The organism is Maribacter antarcticus DSM 21422, assembly GCF_000621125.1.
GTDB lineage: Bacteria > Bacteroidota > Bacteroidia > Flavobacteriales > Flavobacteriaceae > Maribacter > Maribacter antarcticus.
Genome location: NZ_JHZC01000018.1, coordinates 82,146 through 101,336, shown reverse-complemented (window position 1 = coordinate 101,336; position 19,191 = coordinate 82,146). Strand labels below are relative to the sequence as shown.

At 38.1% G+C, this 19,191-nt stretch carries 13 protein-coding genes and 1 pseudogene; 2 read left to right on the top strand and 12 right to left on the bottom strand.

Features of this window, described 5'->3' with window-relative positions; all coding sequences use genetic code 11:
- Positions 1-140: 140 nt before the first annotated feature.
- From Q360_RS26730 to Q360_RS0114370, 4 genes and pseudogenes are all read right to left on the bottom strand, one after another.
- Positions 141-698 (bottom strand): annotated as a pseudogene (locus Q360_RS26730) (transposase); the annotation flags it as partial.
- A gap of 62 nt (positions 699-760) precedes the next feature.
- Positions 761-1,861, bottom strand: a complete 1,101-nt coding sequence (locus tag Q360_RS0114380) for an imelysin family protein (RefSeq protein ID WP_027077706.1) — start codon at positions 1,859-1,861, stop codon at positions 761-763.
- 6 nt (positions 1,862-1,867) lie between these two features.
- On the bottom strand, positions 1,868-3,262 hold the full coding sequence (locus tag Q360_RS0114375) for a di-heme oxidoreductase family protein (protein ID WP_036196033.1): 1,395 nt from the start codon (positions 3,260-3,262) through the stop codon (positions 1,868-1,870).
- Between the two features lie 115 nt (positions 3,263-3,377).
- A complete protein-coding gene (locus Q360_RS0114370; protein ID WP_027077704.1) occupies positions 3,378-4,547 on the bottom strand; it encodes an imelysin family protein in 1,170 nt (389 codons plus the stop codon).
- Between the two features lie 327 nt (positions 4,548-4,874).
- Between Q360_RS0114370 and Q360_RS0114365 the strand changes: the two genes are divergently transcribed.
- Complete coding sequence (locus Q360_RS0114365; protein WP_027077703.1) at positions 4,875-5,264, top strand: hypothetical protein; 390 nt, start codon at positions 4,875-4,877, stop codon at positions 5,262-5,264.
- A gap of 181 nt (positions 5,265-5,445) precedes the next feature.
- Here the strand turns inward: Q360_RS0114365 and xseB are convergent, their stop codons facing one another.
- Both xseB and xseA read right to left on the bottom strand, forming a co-directional pair.
- The gene (xseB, locus tag Q360_RS0114360; RefSeq protein WP_036196031.1) at positions 5,446-5,655 is read right to left on the bottom strand and encodes an exodeoxyribonuclease VII small subunit; all 210 of its coding nucleotides are present in this window, start codon (positions 5,653-5,655) and stop codon (positions 5,446-5,448) included.
- Positions 5,645-7,027: an exodeoxyribonuclease VII large subunit gene (xseA, locus tag Q360_RS0114355; protein ID WP_027077701.1), complete on the bottom strand. Its 1,383-nt coding sequence runs from the start codon at positions 7,025-7,027 to the stop codon at positions 5,645-5,647. The genes xseB and xseA overlap by 11 nt, the downstream gene beginning before the upstream one ends.
- 321 nt (positions 7,028-7,348) lie before the next feature.
- Between xseA and Q360_RS0114350 the strand changes: the two genes are divergently transcribed.
- Complete coding sequence (locus Q360_RS0114350) at positions 7,349-7,600, top strand: hypothetical protein (RefSeq protein WP_027077700.1); 252 nt, start codon at positions 7,349-7,351, stop codon at positions 7,598-7,600.
- Between the two features lie 363 nt (positions 7,601-7,963).
- Here Q360_RS0114350 and Q360_RS0114340 read toward each other — a convergent pair whose 3' ends face one another.
- From Q360_RS0114340 to Q360_RS23440, 6 genes are all read right to left on the bottom strand, one after another.
- Complete coding sequence (locus Q360_RS0114340; RefSeq protein WP_027077699.1) at positions 7,964-9,181, bottom strand: Tm-1-like ATP-binding domain-containing protein; 1,218 nt, start codon at positions 9,179-9,181, stop codon at positions 7,964-7,966.
- Positions 9,182-9,196: 15 nt separating this feature from the next.
- Entirely contained in the window at positions 9,197-9,493 is a 297-nt protein-coding gene (locus tag Q360_RS0114335) for a Dabb family protein (protein WP_027077698.1), read from the bottom strand.
- 27 nt (positions 9,494-9,520) lie between these two features.
- Entirely contained in the window at positions 9,521-10,786 is a 1,266-nt protein-coding gene (locus Q360_RS0114330; RefSeq protein ID WP_084273456.1) for an FG-GAP repeat domain-containing protein, read from the bottom strand.
- A 3-nt stretch (positions 10,787-10,789) separates the two neighbouring features.
- A complete protein-coding gene (locus tag Q360_RS0114325) occupies positions 10,790-13,975 on the bottom strand; it encodes a PVC-type heme-binding CxxCH protein (RefSeq protein WP_027077696.1) in 3,186 nt (1,061 codons plus the stop codon).
- Positions 13,976-14,006: 31 nt separating this feature from the next.
- Positions 14,007-14,693, bottom strand: coding sequence for a 3-keto-disaccharide hydrolase (locus Q360_RS0114320; RefSeq protein WP_027077695.1), 687 nt, complete (start codon positions 14,691-14,693; stop codon positions 14,007-14,009).
- A gap of 787 nt (positions 14,694-15,480) precedes the next feature.
- A complete protein-coding gene (locus tag Q360_RS23440; RefSeq protein WP_051554741.1) occupies positions 15,481-18,336 on the bottom strand; it encodes a glycoside hydrolase family 78 protein in 2,856 nt (951 codons plus the stop codon).
- Positions 18,337-19,191 lie beyond the last annotated feature (855 nt).

The following is a 19,191-nucleotide window of genomic DNA, read 5'->3' as shown; positions in this document are numbered from 1 at the left end:
ATTGAAACATAGTATAATAGATGAAGAATACACTCCACTTTGGGGTATAAAACTATTGAAGAATTTGAACTAGAAATGTATAATCAAAATGTAGCAGTGTAACGCTTATGTAATTGTCCATTTTTTTGTTACAAGTCCAGTTTCTTCACCTTTCGTCTCAAAGGAAGTCCGGGTGTAACCCATACCCTATGAGCTCGCTTATGATTCCACAGCTTCTCTTCGCAAGGTAGATGGTAGATGGTCGTAGGCCTTCCAAAAACCCTCTTCTGAGTCTTGTGTGGCTTTATCCCGTAATGCATCTTCTATATCACTATCATCTTTAGGCAACGGTTTATAATATTAAACGCTCTTACTCATATTGAGAACACGGCACACCCTGTTGATTCCGTAGTGCATAAGTCCTTTGGTTATGCTTCTTTTGAGACAGGGCTTTACATATTTTTTTCGGTAATCTCGTTTGCCATTTGATGGTCTAGTGCTAAGGTAACATACATATACTTAAGCTCGCGGTCCTCTTCCTCGAGCTCCTTGAGCCTTTTTAGTTCCTTGGAATTCATTCCAGCGTACTTCGAACGCCACTTATAGAAGGCAGCACCATTAACTCCGTGCTCACGGCTAACCTTATCTACCGTTGTTCCGTTGTCGAACTCCTTTATAATCTTTACAATCTGCGTGGGTGAAAATTTACTCTTTCTCAGACTGTTTAAAATTAAGATTAATATGCTAGTTCTTAATAGTCCGGTTTTGAGAGAAGCTTACACTAGTCTCCATCGTTATCATTAAACGTGACCACAATATTCGCTGCACTTGAAAAATCTGTTTTAAACATGGCTATGATTTCTTGAATACTTATCCGGAGGTTCTCTATCAAATCAACATTTGAAATCAGTGTGCTTTCCAAAGAGCCATTAATCAACTCCAAATCATGAAATGCACCTGTAAATGAATCTTGGATGGCTTTATCTAAGTCCGGCCTATTTAAAACTTCAATCGTATACTCTGACAATCCAAAGTTATTATTGTTCTCGAAGTCACCCAAATAAGTATTGTAAATGGCACTTAAGTTTGCAGCAATAGCTTCTTTGCTTTGTGCACTTCGGAATGCTTCCAACTGCTCAACAGCCAGAGATTCTGTATTCAAAGCTTCCTCAATTTTTCTTCTTTTTATAGATTCTAAGGCAGCGATTAGCGCATTGACCACCCGATTTTGACTTCCATTGACTCCTGTTTCCAAATTCTCTTTAAAAACAGTTTCAATATCAGTCCAAGAAATACGAAGTATATCGGATTGTTCTTTCAGGTTCTGGACTAAAGCTATTATATATTGTAATCGTCTTTCTGCATTTTCAGCAGTTGTAAACTCCAAAAGTACAGCAGCATCGGTATCATGAAATAATAAATACTCTATGGCGCCGTATCCTTTTAAATTTGCTCCGGTACTTGAAATGTAATCTGTATCGATACTTTGAGTACCACTAATATTCACTTCAATAGTTCCTGTATTTACTGGCCATTGATGGATACGTGTGTGAATAAATGATGCTTGTATTGATAAATTATAGATTTCTGCTGATTTCCATTGAAGAAAAGCGTTTTTCCATGCTTGCTGCAAAATAACAAGTGAAGCCTGCGATGGAGCAGAAGCAAAATTTTCACTTTCGGTAACAAGTATTTCCAACAAATCACTGTGCTTTTGTTGAAGTGTTGTTATTTGCTTATCGTAAAGCACGGCTATTTGCATTCGTCTTCCCTCCTCCACACTAATGATATCTTCATCAATTTCTCCTCCCATATCATCGTTTCCACAGGAAAGTAGTATAAGCATCAAAAAACTAATAAGTACGTAATTTCTTCCTTTCATCTTAAATTATAATGTATTCAAAAATTCAATTAGTTTACTTCGTTCGTTTCGGGATAATGCCTTAAACTTTGTCAATGCATTAAAAGCTTCGCCACCATGCCATAAAATAGCTTCTTCTATGTTTCGAGCGCGACCATCATGTAATAAATTAGTATGACTATTTACCGTTTCAATCAAACCGATTCCCCACAAAGGTGGTGTACGCCATTCATTGCCCGCAGCATCAAAATCTGGTAAATTATCCGCTAAACCTTCCCCCATATCATGTAACAAAAGGTCAGTATAGGGACGTATAGTTTGATTGGCTAGGCTAGCAATATCATATGAACCCGTCTCTATTTTAGGAATGTGGCAAGCCTTACAATCAATACTATTGAAAATTTCTTTTCCTTCGAGAACATTCACATCGTCAACACTTCTTCTGGCAGGTACTGCAAGCGTAGCCGCATAGAAAGCTACTTTATCTAAATTATCATCAGGAATTTCAGGTGAGCCACCATTCGGTAATGAATCACAATCTAAGGTCGCTACACAATTTTCTTCTGGAAAGAGAGAGGATGTGATACCTAAATCCCCAGAAAAAGCAGCTGCAACTTGTTGTTTTATATTAGGCTGATTTGCTTTCCAACCAAACCTACCTACTTTCATCGTGTTTGTGGCTCTATCAAAAACCTGATTTGTTCTACCTGAAACACCATCTCCGTCAGCATCATTGGGATCGGCAAAACTTTTCAATGTCATTTCTGGAATGGCGTCAAGCAAGCCAAGGCCAATCATTTGGTTGGCAACACGGGGAGAAATTTGGGTCATTGTGCTTATTTCACCATAATTCAAACCAGAAAATGCATATTCTGGTTTGCGAAGTGCTACCTGAGTTCCGTCGTTATACGTAACCACTAGCGGTTCATAGGTTACTATTAGTGTGCCTTCTTTCTGAACACTTAAAATTGAATTGTCTTGAAATTGTTTACCATATATAGGGTCACCAATATTCTCATTATTTTTGTCTTTTTCTAAGAGACCTAATCGTAGTAATAGTCCGTGTGAAAACTCTCCATCAAATTCAGGGGGTCTACCACGGCCATCTTTGAAATGACAACCAGAACAGTTTCGAGCATTAAAAAATGGGCCCAAACCGTCACGCGCAGTTGTTGAGGCGGGAGAGGTTACCCAACTTTGATTAAAAAGAGAATTACCAACACCAAAAGTTACACGTTCATCAAAAGTCAAATCGGGAGAAGCAAAACCAAAAGCTTCTGCAGAAAAGTTAGCAGAAGTATTATCGCCACCAGAAAGTTCTTCTCCTTCCTCTGCCATCAAAGGAACTAGAATCTCATCTTTACTGCACGAAACAAGTAGTAAGAAACCAACAAAAAAAGTAACTAAAAAATATCGTGACATCTTCATTTTATAAAATGGTAAAACTGGATTCTTTCGAATCCAGTTTTTTAATCTCAAGCTAAAACAAGAATAAAATTAATACTTTTTAAGCTTTGCTATAAACAAATCGTGGTTTTTAATTAATACCTAAAGCTGGTCTAGCTTCTAATAGTTTATCTCCAAAAGCTACTAGCGCTTGAACCGCGGTCTGCACCTTTACACCTTCGGTGCTTGACTCTCCAGCAACAATAGCAAAATCAAAGGGATCTAAGGTTGCATCTAGTTCTGTTTGAGCTGCTGCAAGCAAAGTGCTCAATTCTGTCGCCAAATCAGCATCCGCTTCCTCAATTAAATCTTCCAATGAATTACCACTAACACTTCCATAAGTACCCGTGTAAACGTTGACTACACCATCTAAATTCAATCGTATATCACGATGTGTATTGTCACTGAAGCAAGAGTGTTCATCTTCTTGGTCTTGATTTTGTAGAGCAACCGCCATACGTTCAATTGCTAATTCGCTACGGGATAATTCCGCAATACTACTAATCATATTGTCTAGAGCCGAGTTATCATCAAGCGCTAAAAACGTTGTTTTATAAGCACCAGACCATTCATCAATTATAATTTGCAAATGATCTGTAAGCAAATCTGCAACAATAACAAGATATTCTCTTCTGCGGTCTTGATTGGCTGCTGTACCACCATCAATAAAATCAGTATATGGGCGTTGACCAGCCAAATTTTCTGATGGAGCTGTAAGGTCTTGTCCCCATAATAAGAATTCGATAGCATGATATCCGATAGCGACATTCTCTTCGCCACCATTTCCGTTTTCACCCGTCAACACTTCTTTACTAATTATTGGGAAATCTGTTGGATTATTTATGATTCCCGAAGCAACATCACCATCAACATAATCCATATAAGCTTCATCTAAAGGCCATGAATTTAAAAAACCTTCAATATCTTCTGTATCTCCAGAATCAATAGGTCCGTTAGCAAAACGGAAAGCTTCACTGGGTCCATAACTTTCTCTAGACATTAACCAAACCTCTTTTGTAGCGTTGAAATTTGTTTCAGATGGGTCACCAATAAAAGTTTGAATAGCTGTTTCAAGTGCTTCAGCGTCAATCATGGCTGCTTGGTAGTTTGCTAATACCAAATCTGCATAGTTGGCTGTAACGGTAGCTCTATCTATGCTATTATCTATAACGTCAACAATTGGTTCAACTTTATCATCGTCAGAACAACTTGTAAAAAATAGTACTGAGCACACTGTAAGGATAAGGGCAATTCTTTTCATTTTATTTTTATTTAGACTTATTTTTATTTAGACTTATTTTAAATAAGCGTACAAATTTAAAAAATAAAATTGAACTATACAAAACTATCCATATTAAATCTAAATAAACTTAAGGCCCTAGCATTTGAATTCTCAAGTACTATTTTTTTTAAGAAATCTACTAACTAAAAACGGCCTCCTTAAACGGGAAACCGTTTTTTAATAAAAAGATTTTAGACTTATTTCTTAAGTATTCGCATTCTGAGGTGCCTAATGATTGCAAAACATACCTTGAGAAAAATAATTTTCATTTTGACCTGATTAATATCCCTTTCATGTAAAGAAGATATGGATAAGAACCCTATTATTAAAGGACAAATCATAAAAGCAGAAAATATTCAAGTATTCAATGTAAAAAGGCATTTGTCAAAAGGACAAGGTTTCACATCTAGTAATGATATATTCTTGAGCGTTACGGATAAAGGAATTCAATTCGAACCAACTGAATGGAATTCGAAAGCAACATTTGTGTATGGAACGATTAAAAAAACGAATGAAGACGGCAAGTTAAGATTTGATTATAAAGGAGAATTTATGCGTTCTTCTTCCCCTGATTCAGCAGTCAGCGACATCTATGAATGTACTTTGAAAGCAGATTTGGATACAATAAATAAAATATGTGATGTTACTATGATGTTGGATAGTGATAGTTTAATCTTTCAAATGAATTATCAATGATAAGATGAATATCCGTAAAAAACGGTCAAAGTAAAGCACGTAAGCTGGACGAAAGTGGGTATAGTAATAAGTATTGATAAGCTGTTCAACAGCTTAGAAAGGAAGGAGTTTTTAAGTGGCTCAAAAGTTTCGTTTTTCGGGATTACCTTAGCCGTTACACCCATTCTGGTGCTATCCATACTTATAACCCAAGCTTATCAATTATACCTTCTACTTTTATTTCTGTATTACGTAATTTATCTTGACAAAGTTTTGATATCGCAGCAGCTCTTGTGACTACTTTTTCTAATTTATCAATACTTATTTCGTCATTTCTCAATTTCTCAAGAATTGATTCAAGTTCTTTTGAGGCTTCCTCATAGGTTAATTTTGAAATGGGTTTATCTTCCATTTTTTTCTTTTTTTATGTACTTAGTTATGATAACTGAATCTTTAAACTCTAATTTAATTATGGTGTCTTTAGGTAATTCTGCTCCTTTGTAGAGATTTCCATTTACCATTGGAATTGTAAAACCTTTTTTAAGAATTGCTTTTGGACTACTTGATGAAATAACTATTAATGCATTAAGTAAATAAGCTCTTTTATGATTAATAACATTATCAACTAGCAATCCGAGCATTTCCAATTGACTTTTTAATAATTCCTGTTGATTATGAACGGTTTCTCTACTTAATTGTAATTGCTCTTGATTTATTAGTGAAAGTCTGTGACTCTCTTTTTTTATGAATGAATTAGCGTGCGAAACTAACCGATTCATTAGTGTATGTAATGCACCTCTTCTTAATCGGGTGAAACTATTTGAAGCGTTTGTAATACCCTCGGCATATAACTTTAATTTACTAGCTTCTCTCTCCATTAAATTTTGATAACCTTCATAAATCAAGTCGTAAAGCTTTATTGTTTTTTGTTCAAAATTATATGATTTGTTAACAATATAATTTGAAACTTCAGTTGGAGTTTTAAAAGTCTTATTAGCTGTAAAATCTATCACGGTTATATCTGTCTCATGACCAATACCCGAAAAAACAGCGCTACGCATTTTACTTACCTGTTTTGATATTTCATAAGAGTTAAAAATATCTAAATCCATTTTGGAGCCACCGCCTCTAATAATTACAATACAGTCGTATTTTTTTTGATTTATAGCGCTAAGGCTATTGAGAATTTCTACTTCAGCAACATTTCCTTGTACTGAGGAGGAAAATATTTCTAAATTATATTTATAGCCATATTGATTTTCTTGAATATTCTTAATAAAATCTTGATAGCCCGAGGTGTTTTTTGAAGCTATAACAGCAATGTTTGATATAACTAATGGGATTTGTATTTGTTTATTTAGTCCAATAAGCCCTTCCTTAGTAAGGCTGTCTATGGTTTCTTGTCTTTTTCTCTCAATTTTACCAACTGCAAATTCTAAATTCACATTTGATATTAGGATACTTAATCCATAAGCAGCATCAAATTTTATGTGGGTATAGCATAATATTTCATTGCCTTTTTTAAGAATATTATCGAAATCTTGGCCTAATACTTGACGTATCTGCGGAATGTTAAAACTCCATATTATAGCTTTACATTTCGCAATTGTTTGGCCATTTATGCTTTCTGCCAATTCAAGATAAATATGACCTGACCTGTGAAAATTAATATTTGCAATTTCAACTTTTAACCAAAAATGTTTACCTGCTATAGTAGTATCTATTATCGTTTTTACACGGTTAAGTATTTTGGATAGCGAATAGTAAGTTGGTAGTGTGGACAAGGTTTAAGGAGAATTTTAATTTATTTTACTCATTTTAAAAAACAGTTAAAGTGAATCACTGTCAAAGGATAAAAGTAAGCATACCAATAATTATGGCAAATCGTTTTGGGAGCTTAAATAAAAGTAAGTTTTAAGTATTGAAAAATTTTCATGTTTAATGGATTATGTGAACTGTTGCATCCCAAGTAGCTACTTTAGTAATTTTTGTTTAAACTTATAATGTTTTAGGTGCTATTATTTGAAATTTAGGGTTGCCAATAATCGTACTTATTCATTCTTCAAATTTTTAGGTATTACTCTTTGGGTCTTCATTCTAGAAAAATGGAAATGGGCAAAGCTTTTGACGGAACTATGCAAACATTAGTGAAAACTGAAAATAGTTTTACAATATCGAGTTTTAGTCTTACCAGCGGATTATATGCGAGCGATTTAGATGGTGGAGCAGTTTCATTATTTAATGTTACGAATGGAAATTTAGGAGTGTTCCCTACTAATAATACGCATAAAGGATTGGCAAGATTAGTGAATCAAAGATTCATAGAAATGTTTACTATTGAGCAAGGGCCAAAATAAGGCTGCACATTGCACGGAACTGAGGTCAAAAACAACTCTTTTCTTTATTAATTCAAGACACTAGTGTTTTCGGTTCATAGATTCACTTTAATGATTCTTTTGACTTTTTTATCAATGATTTTAAACTACGGCACTCTAAGTACGGACGCGACCCGAATTGTAGCTAATCAAAAAGTCCGCACCCCCTTTTTAAATAAACTTGGCACTGATGCCGGTCCCCGCTCCGGTACCTATGATTGCTTTTTTTTGTGATAATGTCGCTTGTAATCGGTCCCTCACTTTCTGTTTCGTGTAGGGATATCCTTTTCCCGACCATGGGTTTGGCATATTTTTTTTAGTACTTATTGTAATCTTTTTAAATATTTAAATGATTTTCATTAGTTGTTCTACCAGCGCCTTGGAAAAGGACTCGTCATTAATATGGTCGTCTACTTCAACAACAGGAATACCGTCTCTACTATTTTTTTTGATACTATCAAACAAGGCCTTGTCCACTTCTGGGTTATAAAATATATCCCCTTCTTTATCAATCTGTGAAATCCCTTTTTTTGGCAGTACAATAGTTACAGCTGTTTTAGAAGCGTTCAGCTTATCCGTAAGCATTTTTCCCAAAGCGATATTTTCTTCAGCATTTGTCCGCATCAATGTTACGTTGGGTGCCCAGCTATACAATTGTCTAGAACTAAACTCCGAAGGTAAGGTGTCCAAGTGTCCGAAGTTGACCATATCCAGACAACCGGGGGCAACTACTTGGGGAATTCCCATATCGCTCGCGGCGGTTAGTCTAGCAGAACCGGCACTCAATACCCCGCTGCATAGTTCATCGGCCAGTTCGGTCGTGGTCACATCGAGAACGGCATCGAAAACACCTTCCCTAATCAATGATTCCATAGTTGCACCACCGACACCGGTAGCATGAAAGACTAGGACTTCAAATCCTTTTTCCTTTAATAACGCGCTGCATTTGTCCACACATTTTGTGGTATTACCGAACATACTTATGGCTATGGTTTTCTTCTTGGTTACGGAGGGCGCAATACGTACATTAGCCATACTGCAGATGGCTGCGGCCGCCTGTTTTATCAACAAGCTACTGATGCTGTTTAGACCCGCTACATCCACTACCGATGACATAAGCGTAATATCCTTGGCCCCGATATATCGGGAGAGGTCCCATGAGGCTATCGTGGACAAACACAATTTTGGTATACCTAGGGATACTTCCTGCATTGCGGCCAATGTCATATACGTGCCACCACCACCACCCATTCCTATGACCCCTTTGACCATCTCTTTTTCCACAAGGCCAGAGATGACCTTTGCTGCTCCTTGGCCCATTAATGCTACTGCTTTTCCCCTATCGTTAGATTCACGAATAGTGGTCAAAGACGTACCGGAATGCCCGGCTACCATTTCATTGCCATAAGCGATAGGAAAGTCGACATTGGTCTCCATAACCCCAGTATTGATTGTGATGACTTCTTCATCAAAACCTTTTAGGCATTCGTAGAGATAGGTGAAGTCTTCCCCCTTGGTGTCGAAACACCCAAGCATTACAATATGTTTATTTTTGATGGTCATTGATTGTACTTTGAATTACACGTTAAAATCGAAAACTGCCACCCGTTCTAATTTTGGAACTACCAAGTCCTTTACTTTTTCGTGAACGGGATGTGGCAGGTAGGCATCCCTAGATTCTGGACTATCGAAAGTCATGATAAAGCCATGGGTATAGCCGTCGTTGAGGCCCTCAGTACTATCGTACGGACCGTATTCCATTTCTAAAAGGCCAGGGATTTTTCCTATCATTCCCTTCATGGTTATAAAGCAATTTTCGATTTCAGTATTACTAATACCTTCTTTAAACTGAAACATTCCAAAATGTTTGGTCATATCATATGTTTTTTTGTTACACCTATTTTAATTTTGGATAAAGGCAAAGACCCCTTTTTTATTCGCGGTCACAATATCGATTTTACCGTCATTGTTCAGATCTCCCGTAGAAATCTGCCGCCCAACTCCTGAATCATCATCTATTTTATACGGAACCAATTCCGCTGTACCATCAGCATGTCTTACTGTTTTGAACCAATACAAAACCGCAGGGTCTTCTGAACCCGGATCACGGCCGTTGTGGGCATAATAACATTTACCGGTTACGATATCCGGAATACCATCATTATCTATATCGGCACTGGACACCGCATGCAGCTGACTGAAATTTACGCCGTATGGATTTTCTTCTGCCTTATCGGTCATTACCTTATGTTCTTTGAAGGTAATACCATCTTTCCCCAGTAGCTGTTCAAACCAAGAAAGACCATATCCATGACCGTTCTTTGCTGTAACCACATCGTTTGCGCCATCGCCGTTTACATCATAGGCAAACATTTGGGCACCACCTGTTCCGGACGAGAATGGATAGGGATGGTATTTCCACAGGGTCGATTCATCCCATTCCGCTGGCTGCTCCCACCAGCCGCTTCTTTCAAAAACATCGTTCAGACCATCGCCATTAATGTCCCCTGCACCAAGTCCGTGGGAATAGACAGGAAAACGTTTCGGATCTTGAGGGCTAATGGCCACTGTACGAAACCCTTCTTTGCTATTATACGTCGGTATCCCGAGAACCAGCCTACCCTCACTGAAGGCAAGAAGCTCCTTTTTCTCATCTCCAATAACATCGACAAGATTCGGAGATTCGTGGCATACGTTCATCATAGCATACCTATATGCAGGTTCCGGTATCGAATCACCAATCGCAAATTGGGTCTTTCCTGGGTCTTTAACCCAGTTGCTATTCGTGCCTGGTAATCCTACGCAAAGCATATCCATCCACTTATTCCCATCAAAAAGGTAGGGAAACGTGAAAAAATTTGTGGCATACCCCTCCAGCCCTGGGCCTGTGATTGGATAGTACTTTACGGGTGCGTAGGCAAAAGATTCTTTAAAATATGGTCCTTTCCACCAAAGAACACCTGCTACAATATCCATATTTCCATCCATATCAATATCACCTATAGAAGCCCCTTCCGTAACATATTTATCCAAGAGTTGAACCTTTTTAAAAGATACCGCTGTTATTGGGGGTATTTTGACTTGCGCCCATACCGATAGTAAGGGAACGAGTAAAAAAACCGGTAGATAGTACGATTTATATTTTATTAAAGAAATCAACACTTTCATTTTTTAGTTTAAAGTACTTATGTATGCTAACAAATCTGCGGCCTGATTATCGGAATAAGTATCAATAAGCCCCTTGGGCATAAAGGAACGCCCCCCTAAAAAGCCCTCTGTTTTTATATCGGCAACGGGAATAAACATAGTGCTTCCGCCCATAAAGGCAATGGTAGTGCCGCGATTGTCTCTTTTTGACAAATACCCTTCAATAGTATTTCCATCTTTTTTGACCGCGCGGTATACCGCATAGCTGCTCTCCATCGCTGCATCGGGATTCAAAATAGCAGTCAACAAGGCCTCGTTATCACGCTCGGCAGAACCGTCAAGCGCCGGAGCGATATCATATCCCTCATTACCGACACGATGACATAACACACAGGTTTGGAATAGTTGTTCGCCTTTAACCGGATTTCCATCCCCTTTTTTCGCAATAGCGAGAAATCGTTCCAGTTTTGTATCAAATTCTTTTTTCTCTTCTTCTATTCTAAGGATGACAGCATCCAGCAAGGCACGGCCTACTTCATCGTTAATATCCGCATTGTGTGCCTGTTCGGCACTTGACAAATCAAAAGCAGTAGCGTCAAGGATAGTATCTTGGTATAATTTGCGAAGCACTTCCGATCCCTGTCCCGAAGCCGATACAATCTTTGTGATTTCACGTTGTTGTGCTTCGTTCAATTGAGGTACCCATTCTTTTAAAATACCATTTGCTGATGCAATATTACCCTTTGCTAAAGCCCTCGTGGCAATTGCACGAATTGACAGAGCTAAGGTTTCATTTTCAGCAAACCCTAAAAAGATTTTTGTGTTCTTTTCTGCTTCGTTTTGTAATGCTGAAATGACGAGCCCAAGGGTTTTCTGATCTGTAGTGTTCTTGGCCAGCGCCAAAATGAGCGCTCTCACATTTTGAGTATTGAGCTTAGCGGCCGCTTCAAGTCCTAACTGTTGTTTGGCTTCTTCTTTGGATGATAGCAATGCATTTACGGGTCTTTGCAAAATCTTGCTAAGTTCTTCCGATTGTACCTGTGACAAAAGTTTAATTGCCATTGTCACATTTAGTTCGGCAGCTGTTTCACTACGTAGAATTGTTTTTACGGTCGAATAAATCTTTGGGTTGTCCAACATATTGGCGACCATAACAAAGGTAGATTCGTCAAACGACGCATAGGTTGCTTTTGTGTAAAAATCGAGGAACACTCGTTCTCGTTGGCTTTTTTCGGGTAATGCCTGAGCTGCCCAAATGATATTCTTCGCAGCTTGTTCGCCTATCTGAGGAGAATGAATAAATTCTGCTAGTTCTTCAGGATAGTTTTCAAGGGCTTTTCGGGCCAAGTAACGTTCAAAATTCCGTTCATAACTGCCTCCCATAGCGTTACCGCCCAATTCAGGCTTACAGGCACTCACCAACATTGCGATTGTTTTTGAATTGGCTTTGCCCACTTCTTCTAAGGTTCTGAGTACTTGAGACCGCACCATGGGGTTAGGGTCTACCGAAGGCTTTTTAAGCAAGCTTGCCAAGTCATCCGTCCCGATAGAAAATGAGGCCAACGATCGAACGGCTTCCCTTCTTAGATTGTCCTCATTGGAATGCAACAGGGCAATCATTAATTCTTTGTCGTAATGCTTGATGCCTTCTAAGGACCAGAGTGCCAATATCCGCGTAATTTCGTCTTGGGAGGTATCGCCCGTAAGTGCCACAAGATTGTTGGATAATTTTTTTGTTTCGGCAATAGGTCGATCGCTTATTTGATGCCAAGCCGCTCGCTTTGCCCATAGGGATGGAGATTTAAGATAGCCTACAAGTTCGTTGGTCTTTACCTCATAAAAATTAGGTATTTCACGAGCTTTCTGTGATTTATGACGGATGCGCCAAATACGGCCATGCGATTTATCACGGTCGGGATGTGACGTTGGCAATTCATTGTGGGAAACAATTTTATTGTACCAATCTGCAATGTATAAGCTGCCATCGGGGCCGAATTCCATGTTCACGGGGCGAAACCAATCATCTTTCGAGGTCAAAAAATCAGGAAGATGTTCTGCGGATACTGACCCGTCCTTGTTCCGTACGATTCGTACCGCATTTATGTTGCTGGCAATAGGGTTTGCCAAAAATGCTACATCCCTCCATTCTTCTGGAAAAGACCCCGAACTGTCATCGGCAAAGGCCAAGCCTGAAATACCAGTACCGCCAATACGAAATTCATGCAGTTCGGGCATCCAAGGTTGGTACGGACGCAAACGCGCGCCGCCTATGCCTGGAAAACTTGTGCCGACTTCCATAGGTACTACGGAATAGCCTAGGTCATTGGCCTCCGTTCCGTACCATTGCCCATTGCCCCTAAGCTGAAAGCCCCAGATATTGTTAAGCCCGGCATTGACCAGTTCCAGTTTACCTGCATCCAATGAAAATCTAGCTATTTTACTATAATCGATACGAGCCTTGGCATCACTCACCGTTGATTTAACCTCTCCTTTGTTAAGAGCGCCCTGACTGAAATGTATCCAATCTCCCGGGCCTCGGACCAGTACGTGTGACATGGTATGGGTATCGGTAAAACCGAATCCTTGGAACAAAGGGGTACGCTTGTCCGCTTTACCATCATTATCGGTATCGCTCAAAAAGAACAATTCCGAGCCTTGCGCCACATAAGTTCCATTCTTATAGGGCAAAATACTTTGGGGTATGGCGAGGCCATCGGCCCATACATTTGTTTTTACGGTAGCACTGCCATATAAACCGGAGAGTACCAATATCTTGTCGTCGCCTTTGGTAACGCCCCTATAGAGATCCAAAATACGTTTGAAATTAGGGTCTTTTTCCTGCGCTTTTGGATCATCCATAAGCTTCAATAAATCTTGCCATTGAATATTCGCTACAGGATCCAGTGGATACATAGCACCTGTTTGGGTCCAAAGCCTTCCTGCGTCATCAAAGGTCATATCTATCGGATTCACTACGCCATCTTTTTCGCTCGCGACCAGTTCCACCACAAAGCCATCGGGCACCTTAAAGCCGGCCAATTCTTTTTCTGGCGAATACAGTTCCATTCTATTGGACTGTGTCTTTCTTTCAAGGGGCACGCCTTCTTGAGCGGTATCCAATGCTGTGCTTGATGTTGTTGTTTCCTTGCATCCAATGATGACAAGGCCGAAGCCAAGGCAGAACGATACAACTAGTTTATTAATATTCATTTGTTTTGGTACTTTGTGATTAATAAGGGGGCTACAAGGTTGTAATGGTTATATGTTTGAATTCGATTTTCGCGTTTCCGCCGCTATGCAATTGTATACCGATGACCCCTTTTGATGGTATTTTAGGGTCAGTTTCAAAATAGTCGTTTACTTTGACTCCGTTGATATAAAGTGCGTGTATGTTTCCCTGGCACCTGACGATGTAGCTATTCCAACCGTCCTCGTTTAAGAGGTATTTTAGTGTACTTAATTCACCGCCAACTAGTTTTGCGCGACGGTGCTCATCATAGATATCACCCCAGTACCCCTTTCCGATATCCGCTTGATAGCCTATAATTTTATTATCCTCGATTATGGAACGGTATTGCACGCCACTATTGATAAGGCCCTTATCATGATTGCCTGTTATCCTAAAAAGGAACCTCAGTTCAAAATCCTCATAACTTTCGGTTGTATGCAGATAGGTGTTCGTTGGAATATTGCTTATCCCATCACCCCCGGTAATGACACTATCCACCACAGACCAATAGGTGCTGTTTTCTTGATTAACGGTTTTCCAGCCCTTTAACGTACTCCCATCAAAAAGTGACCTAGTTGAAACCACTTTTTGGGCGTCGCAACTTATGTTTGTGACAAGTACAATACCTAATAGTAACGTAGAAAAAAATGTGTTATGCCATAGCTGTTTCAAAACTAAAATTTGTTTGGTTTTTTTCATTTCTCCCTATGTTAATACAGTTATATTATTCGTTTTGAATGTGCATAATAATCGCATTTCCGCTAATTGTTAAAGTAACCCTTTCTAGTTTTTTCTTAGCAAATTCGCAAGTTTATTAGTCCACGTAAAAGGTATCAATTAAATAGTTCGCATTTTGACCTTTATTTAAACTTTCAGAATCTTGATAAAACCAAAAAAATCCTAGTTAAACAGGCGCCTTATAATACAGGAATTAACTATAAATCACTTAGAGAAATAACGTAATTAATTTAGATAATAATGGATTGAGTGGGATGTGTGGCTTGAAGTATTGATAATCATGGAGTGAAGTATATACTAAAATTTTTAATATTAGGATGGATATTAACTGCTATTTTATAGTATTGGACTCAAAATTGAAAGTGAAAAAACAGAGGGTGGACTTTACAAACGCTATGTTGATTATCAATATTTATATTGAATCCTTTTATCATCTTGAGACACTCAAAGTTATATTGATAGCTGCAGTAGAACTTAAATTAGGCTTAGACGGCTATCAATTTAAATATAACTTTTAGTGTGAAAATAACACCTATTTATGATATCATAGGTTTATCAATAAATTGAATATTAGTAATTTAGAATTAAAAAAGTATTTCTCAACGTCATAAATTCAACCTTTCTTCACTTCTGTAATCCTAAGAGATAAATTTATAACTTCAACGCCACCAATATATACCCCCTACCTTAAACCACAAAAATTTATTTTATATCCAATTTCCTTTTTGAATTATTCTGAAATATCTTCCTACTCATAATATGAAACCTCGAAACTGTATTTCCCAGACCCTAAATCTATTGCTGTTTCATTTTCCATATTGTGATCGCTATTAATCATTTCAATAGCTAACGATTTTGAATTTAATTTGATTGGGGCGTTTCGATTTACGGGAAGAATTATAGTTGCTGAGGTATTTATAGGTATTTCTACATCAAGTTTAAATTGTTTTTTATCTTTTCTCCATTCAGATGAAATCAATCCGTTTATTGATTTATAACTTCCCTTGGCCCAGGTTAAGGTTCCCCCTTGCTGAGGCTTAATGGTAAAATGTTTAAATCCTGGATGTTCTTCACTTGGATTTATTCCTAAAATAATCCTATACATCCACTCTCCGACCGCACCAATAGAATAGTGATTGAATGAATTCATACCGGGATTCTGAAATCCTCTTCCTTTCACATAACCATCCCACCTTTCCCATATCGTCGTGGCACCTTGATCAATAGAATAAATCCAAGAAGGAAACCTCTCCGACTCTATGAGATTGTATGCAATATCAACTCTTCCCCGCCTTACCAACTCCTTCATCAGCATAATGGTTGTTACAAAGCCAGTAGAAATACGGTAATCATATTCTTCAATGCATTCAATAAGATGTTCAAAAGCGAATGTTTGCTTCTCCTTGGGCAGCAGGTCAAAATTAAGTGCCAAGGCATAGGCCGATTGGGTATTTCCCTTTATCCTAACGTTCTTATCCACAAATGCCTCATTGAATTTTTTGCGAATATTTTCATATAACACTTGATAGGTTTTGGCATCCTCCTTTTTGTCCAAAACTACCGCTATCTTGGTAAAAAGTTTTACAGAATTTGCATAAAATGCGGTTGCAAATACATCTTTCGGAACTTCCCCTCTCTCATTGGAATATCCTTTCGCGTCTATTGTATTAGCATTTAACCAATCTCCATAATTGTTACCTACATCATTCAGCCATATATGATCAGGATTTTGACTTTTAATGTTTTCCAAATATCTTTTCATGGCATCGTAATGCCCAATTAGAATCTCTTTATCACCATAATTCTGATACATTCTCCAAGGAATGATGACCCCGGCATCGGCCCAAGCAGGAGCATTACTGAAACGAATATCCGGTTTGTTGGTATGTGGGGCAATATCAGGAAATGTTCCCCTTTCAGATTGGGCATCACGAATATCTTTTATCCACTTTGTATAAAAAGCGGCCATATCCATACTGAACATACTGGTTTGGCAAAACACCTGTGCATCCCCCATCCACCCCATTCTTTCATCACGTTGTGGACAATCAGTTGGCACACTGGTCATATTATTGCGCTGTGTCCATACTATATTGTGCCATAATTGGTTCAATTTAGGGTTCGAACACTCAAATACACCCGTAATTTCCGGGTCTGACCCAATTGCCAATGCCGAAATCATTTCTTTATCAAGTGCCTGATTTAACCCTGACACTTCTATAAATCTAAATCCATGATACGTAAAAGAAGGCTCGAACACATCCTGCTTCCCTGAGAGGATATAATCATCCTCTTGTATGGCAGCTGCTAAATTTGCAGTATAAAGTGTACCATCTTCATTAAGCATTTCGCCATGTCTTATTTTTAGGGATGCCCCCCTATTACCTTGAATTTCAAGCTTTGTCCAACCGGTCAAATTCTGACCAAAATCTACAATAAAAATATCCCCTATTTCCATTATCTCAACTGGCTCAAATTCTTTATAAACACGTATAGGCTCATTTTTTTGTGCCTCCAAATTTTTCTGTAAACTGGAATCAACAAAGGCATTTGTCCATGAAACATCATCAAATTTAATGTTCCTCCAACCAGACGGAATTTTCCTGGCATCGATTTTCTGTCCCAAAAAGTTATCGGCGGAAATTATATACCCATCACTATTTATTTTCCAAGACTCATCGGTGTCAATAACCTCTTTGGTTCCATCCCTATAATTGATGACTAATTGCGCTATCAATCTCCGGTCATTCCCATAGACCCCTCTCCTAGGATAATCTGTATGCCATTTTGTTGGACCCAACATCCCCAAATACCAGCCATCTCCTAAAATTGCAAATAGTACGTTTTCCCCATTTTCAAGATTTTGGGTTACATCATAGGTCTGATATTGTACCCGCTTGTTATAATCTGTCCATTCAGGAGACAGCACATGATTCCCAACCTTGTTGCCATTGAGCCCAATTTCATAGTACCCTAATGCACTAACATATAACATCGCGTCACTAACTTCTTTAGTCACACTGAAGCGTTTCCTAAGCATTGGGGAAGATGGTGGTACAGGAAGAATGGTTTTAGGTACCGCATTTTTGGAACGGTAGTCGGTAAGGTAATCCTTGTACCCTTTTTGGGCCAAATCAGGTTTATTACCTATCCATTCCGCACTCCAATCAGAATCTTCGAGAAGACCCATACTCCATTTTGCCACTTCACTCCAAGCCGTATAATTGCTTTCGTTATTCCAGATTTTTACTTTCCAATAACATTTTTGTTTACTGTTTAATTCCGTTCCTTGATAAGTAATCTGTTTGTTGGAGTCCGAAATTATTTGGCCAGTATTCCATAGGTCCGCATCAACTTCTGATAATTTTTCGGGAGAGGTAGCTACTAAAATTTGATAAGCTACTTGTTCTTGGTTGATAATATCATCCGAAGTGGTTTTAATTTTCCAGCTTAACCGAGGTGAAAGCACATCAATCCCAATTGGATTCTTTAAATATTCGCATTTTAATTCTAAGAGTTCTATTTCATGGTCCTCTTCTGCACATGAGAAATAGCATATTGAAAATAGAAGGAAAATAATTTTCACTACTTTGATATTTTTCATTATTTCTTTATAATTTATAAATGATAACGTATTATCTCTGTATAAGCTTCGGAACGCCCTGAGTGATCTCACCAAAGCACCCGCCCATGTTCTATAATCAGAGGATTGTAAAATAACTGGCTAGTCCCTAACAAATAACATCCTGTCAAAACCAAAACTGTCAAGTATATAATCAATGTATGGTTTTAAATCTTCCTTGCCCCAATTAGTATGATTGGCTTCCCGAATACTAAATTTATATTTCCTTTAAGAGCCTACATGAGAAAAGCATATTGCCTACCGGAACCTACGCTATTAAAACCCCAAAGAAAATCATATTATCTAGCGAGGACTGCCTAAAGTAACCATATAGTAATTAGAAAAAGTAAATCGACTACTTTAATAAGCTTTAAACCAATCCTGTCCTAAATAAATTTAGGGTCCTTAAAAGATATTCATTTTAATGGCTTAATGAAATATACGTATTGATTTTTAAAAAAGGACGCCTTGTACCTATAAATTTGATGGTGGTTGTTCTTTGACAAATGGATTATCAAGTCATTTATGTAACTCTACTTTTACAAAGAGATTTAACCTTATAAATGCTACTAACTTTGATAAATACCAAGAATGTTTGGCCTAAGTTATTAATGCTTTTAGGATTAGAATAGTTATAAATACGGTCCCAATTTGTATCATCACCACAGTATAGCTTGTCCCAATGAAATATGTAATGTGTAGTTGCTTTTGATATCTCTAAGGAAGATTTCAACCTCCTATCTAGCTTTGCACAGCTCTGTTATGGTGTTTGCTGTCCAAGACATTTGATTGGTAATAACTTCAATGGTTTGCTGGTTTTTATCATCCCATAAGGCG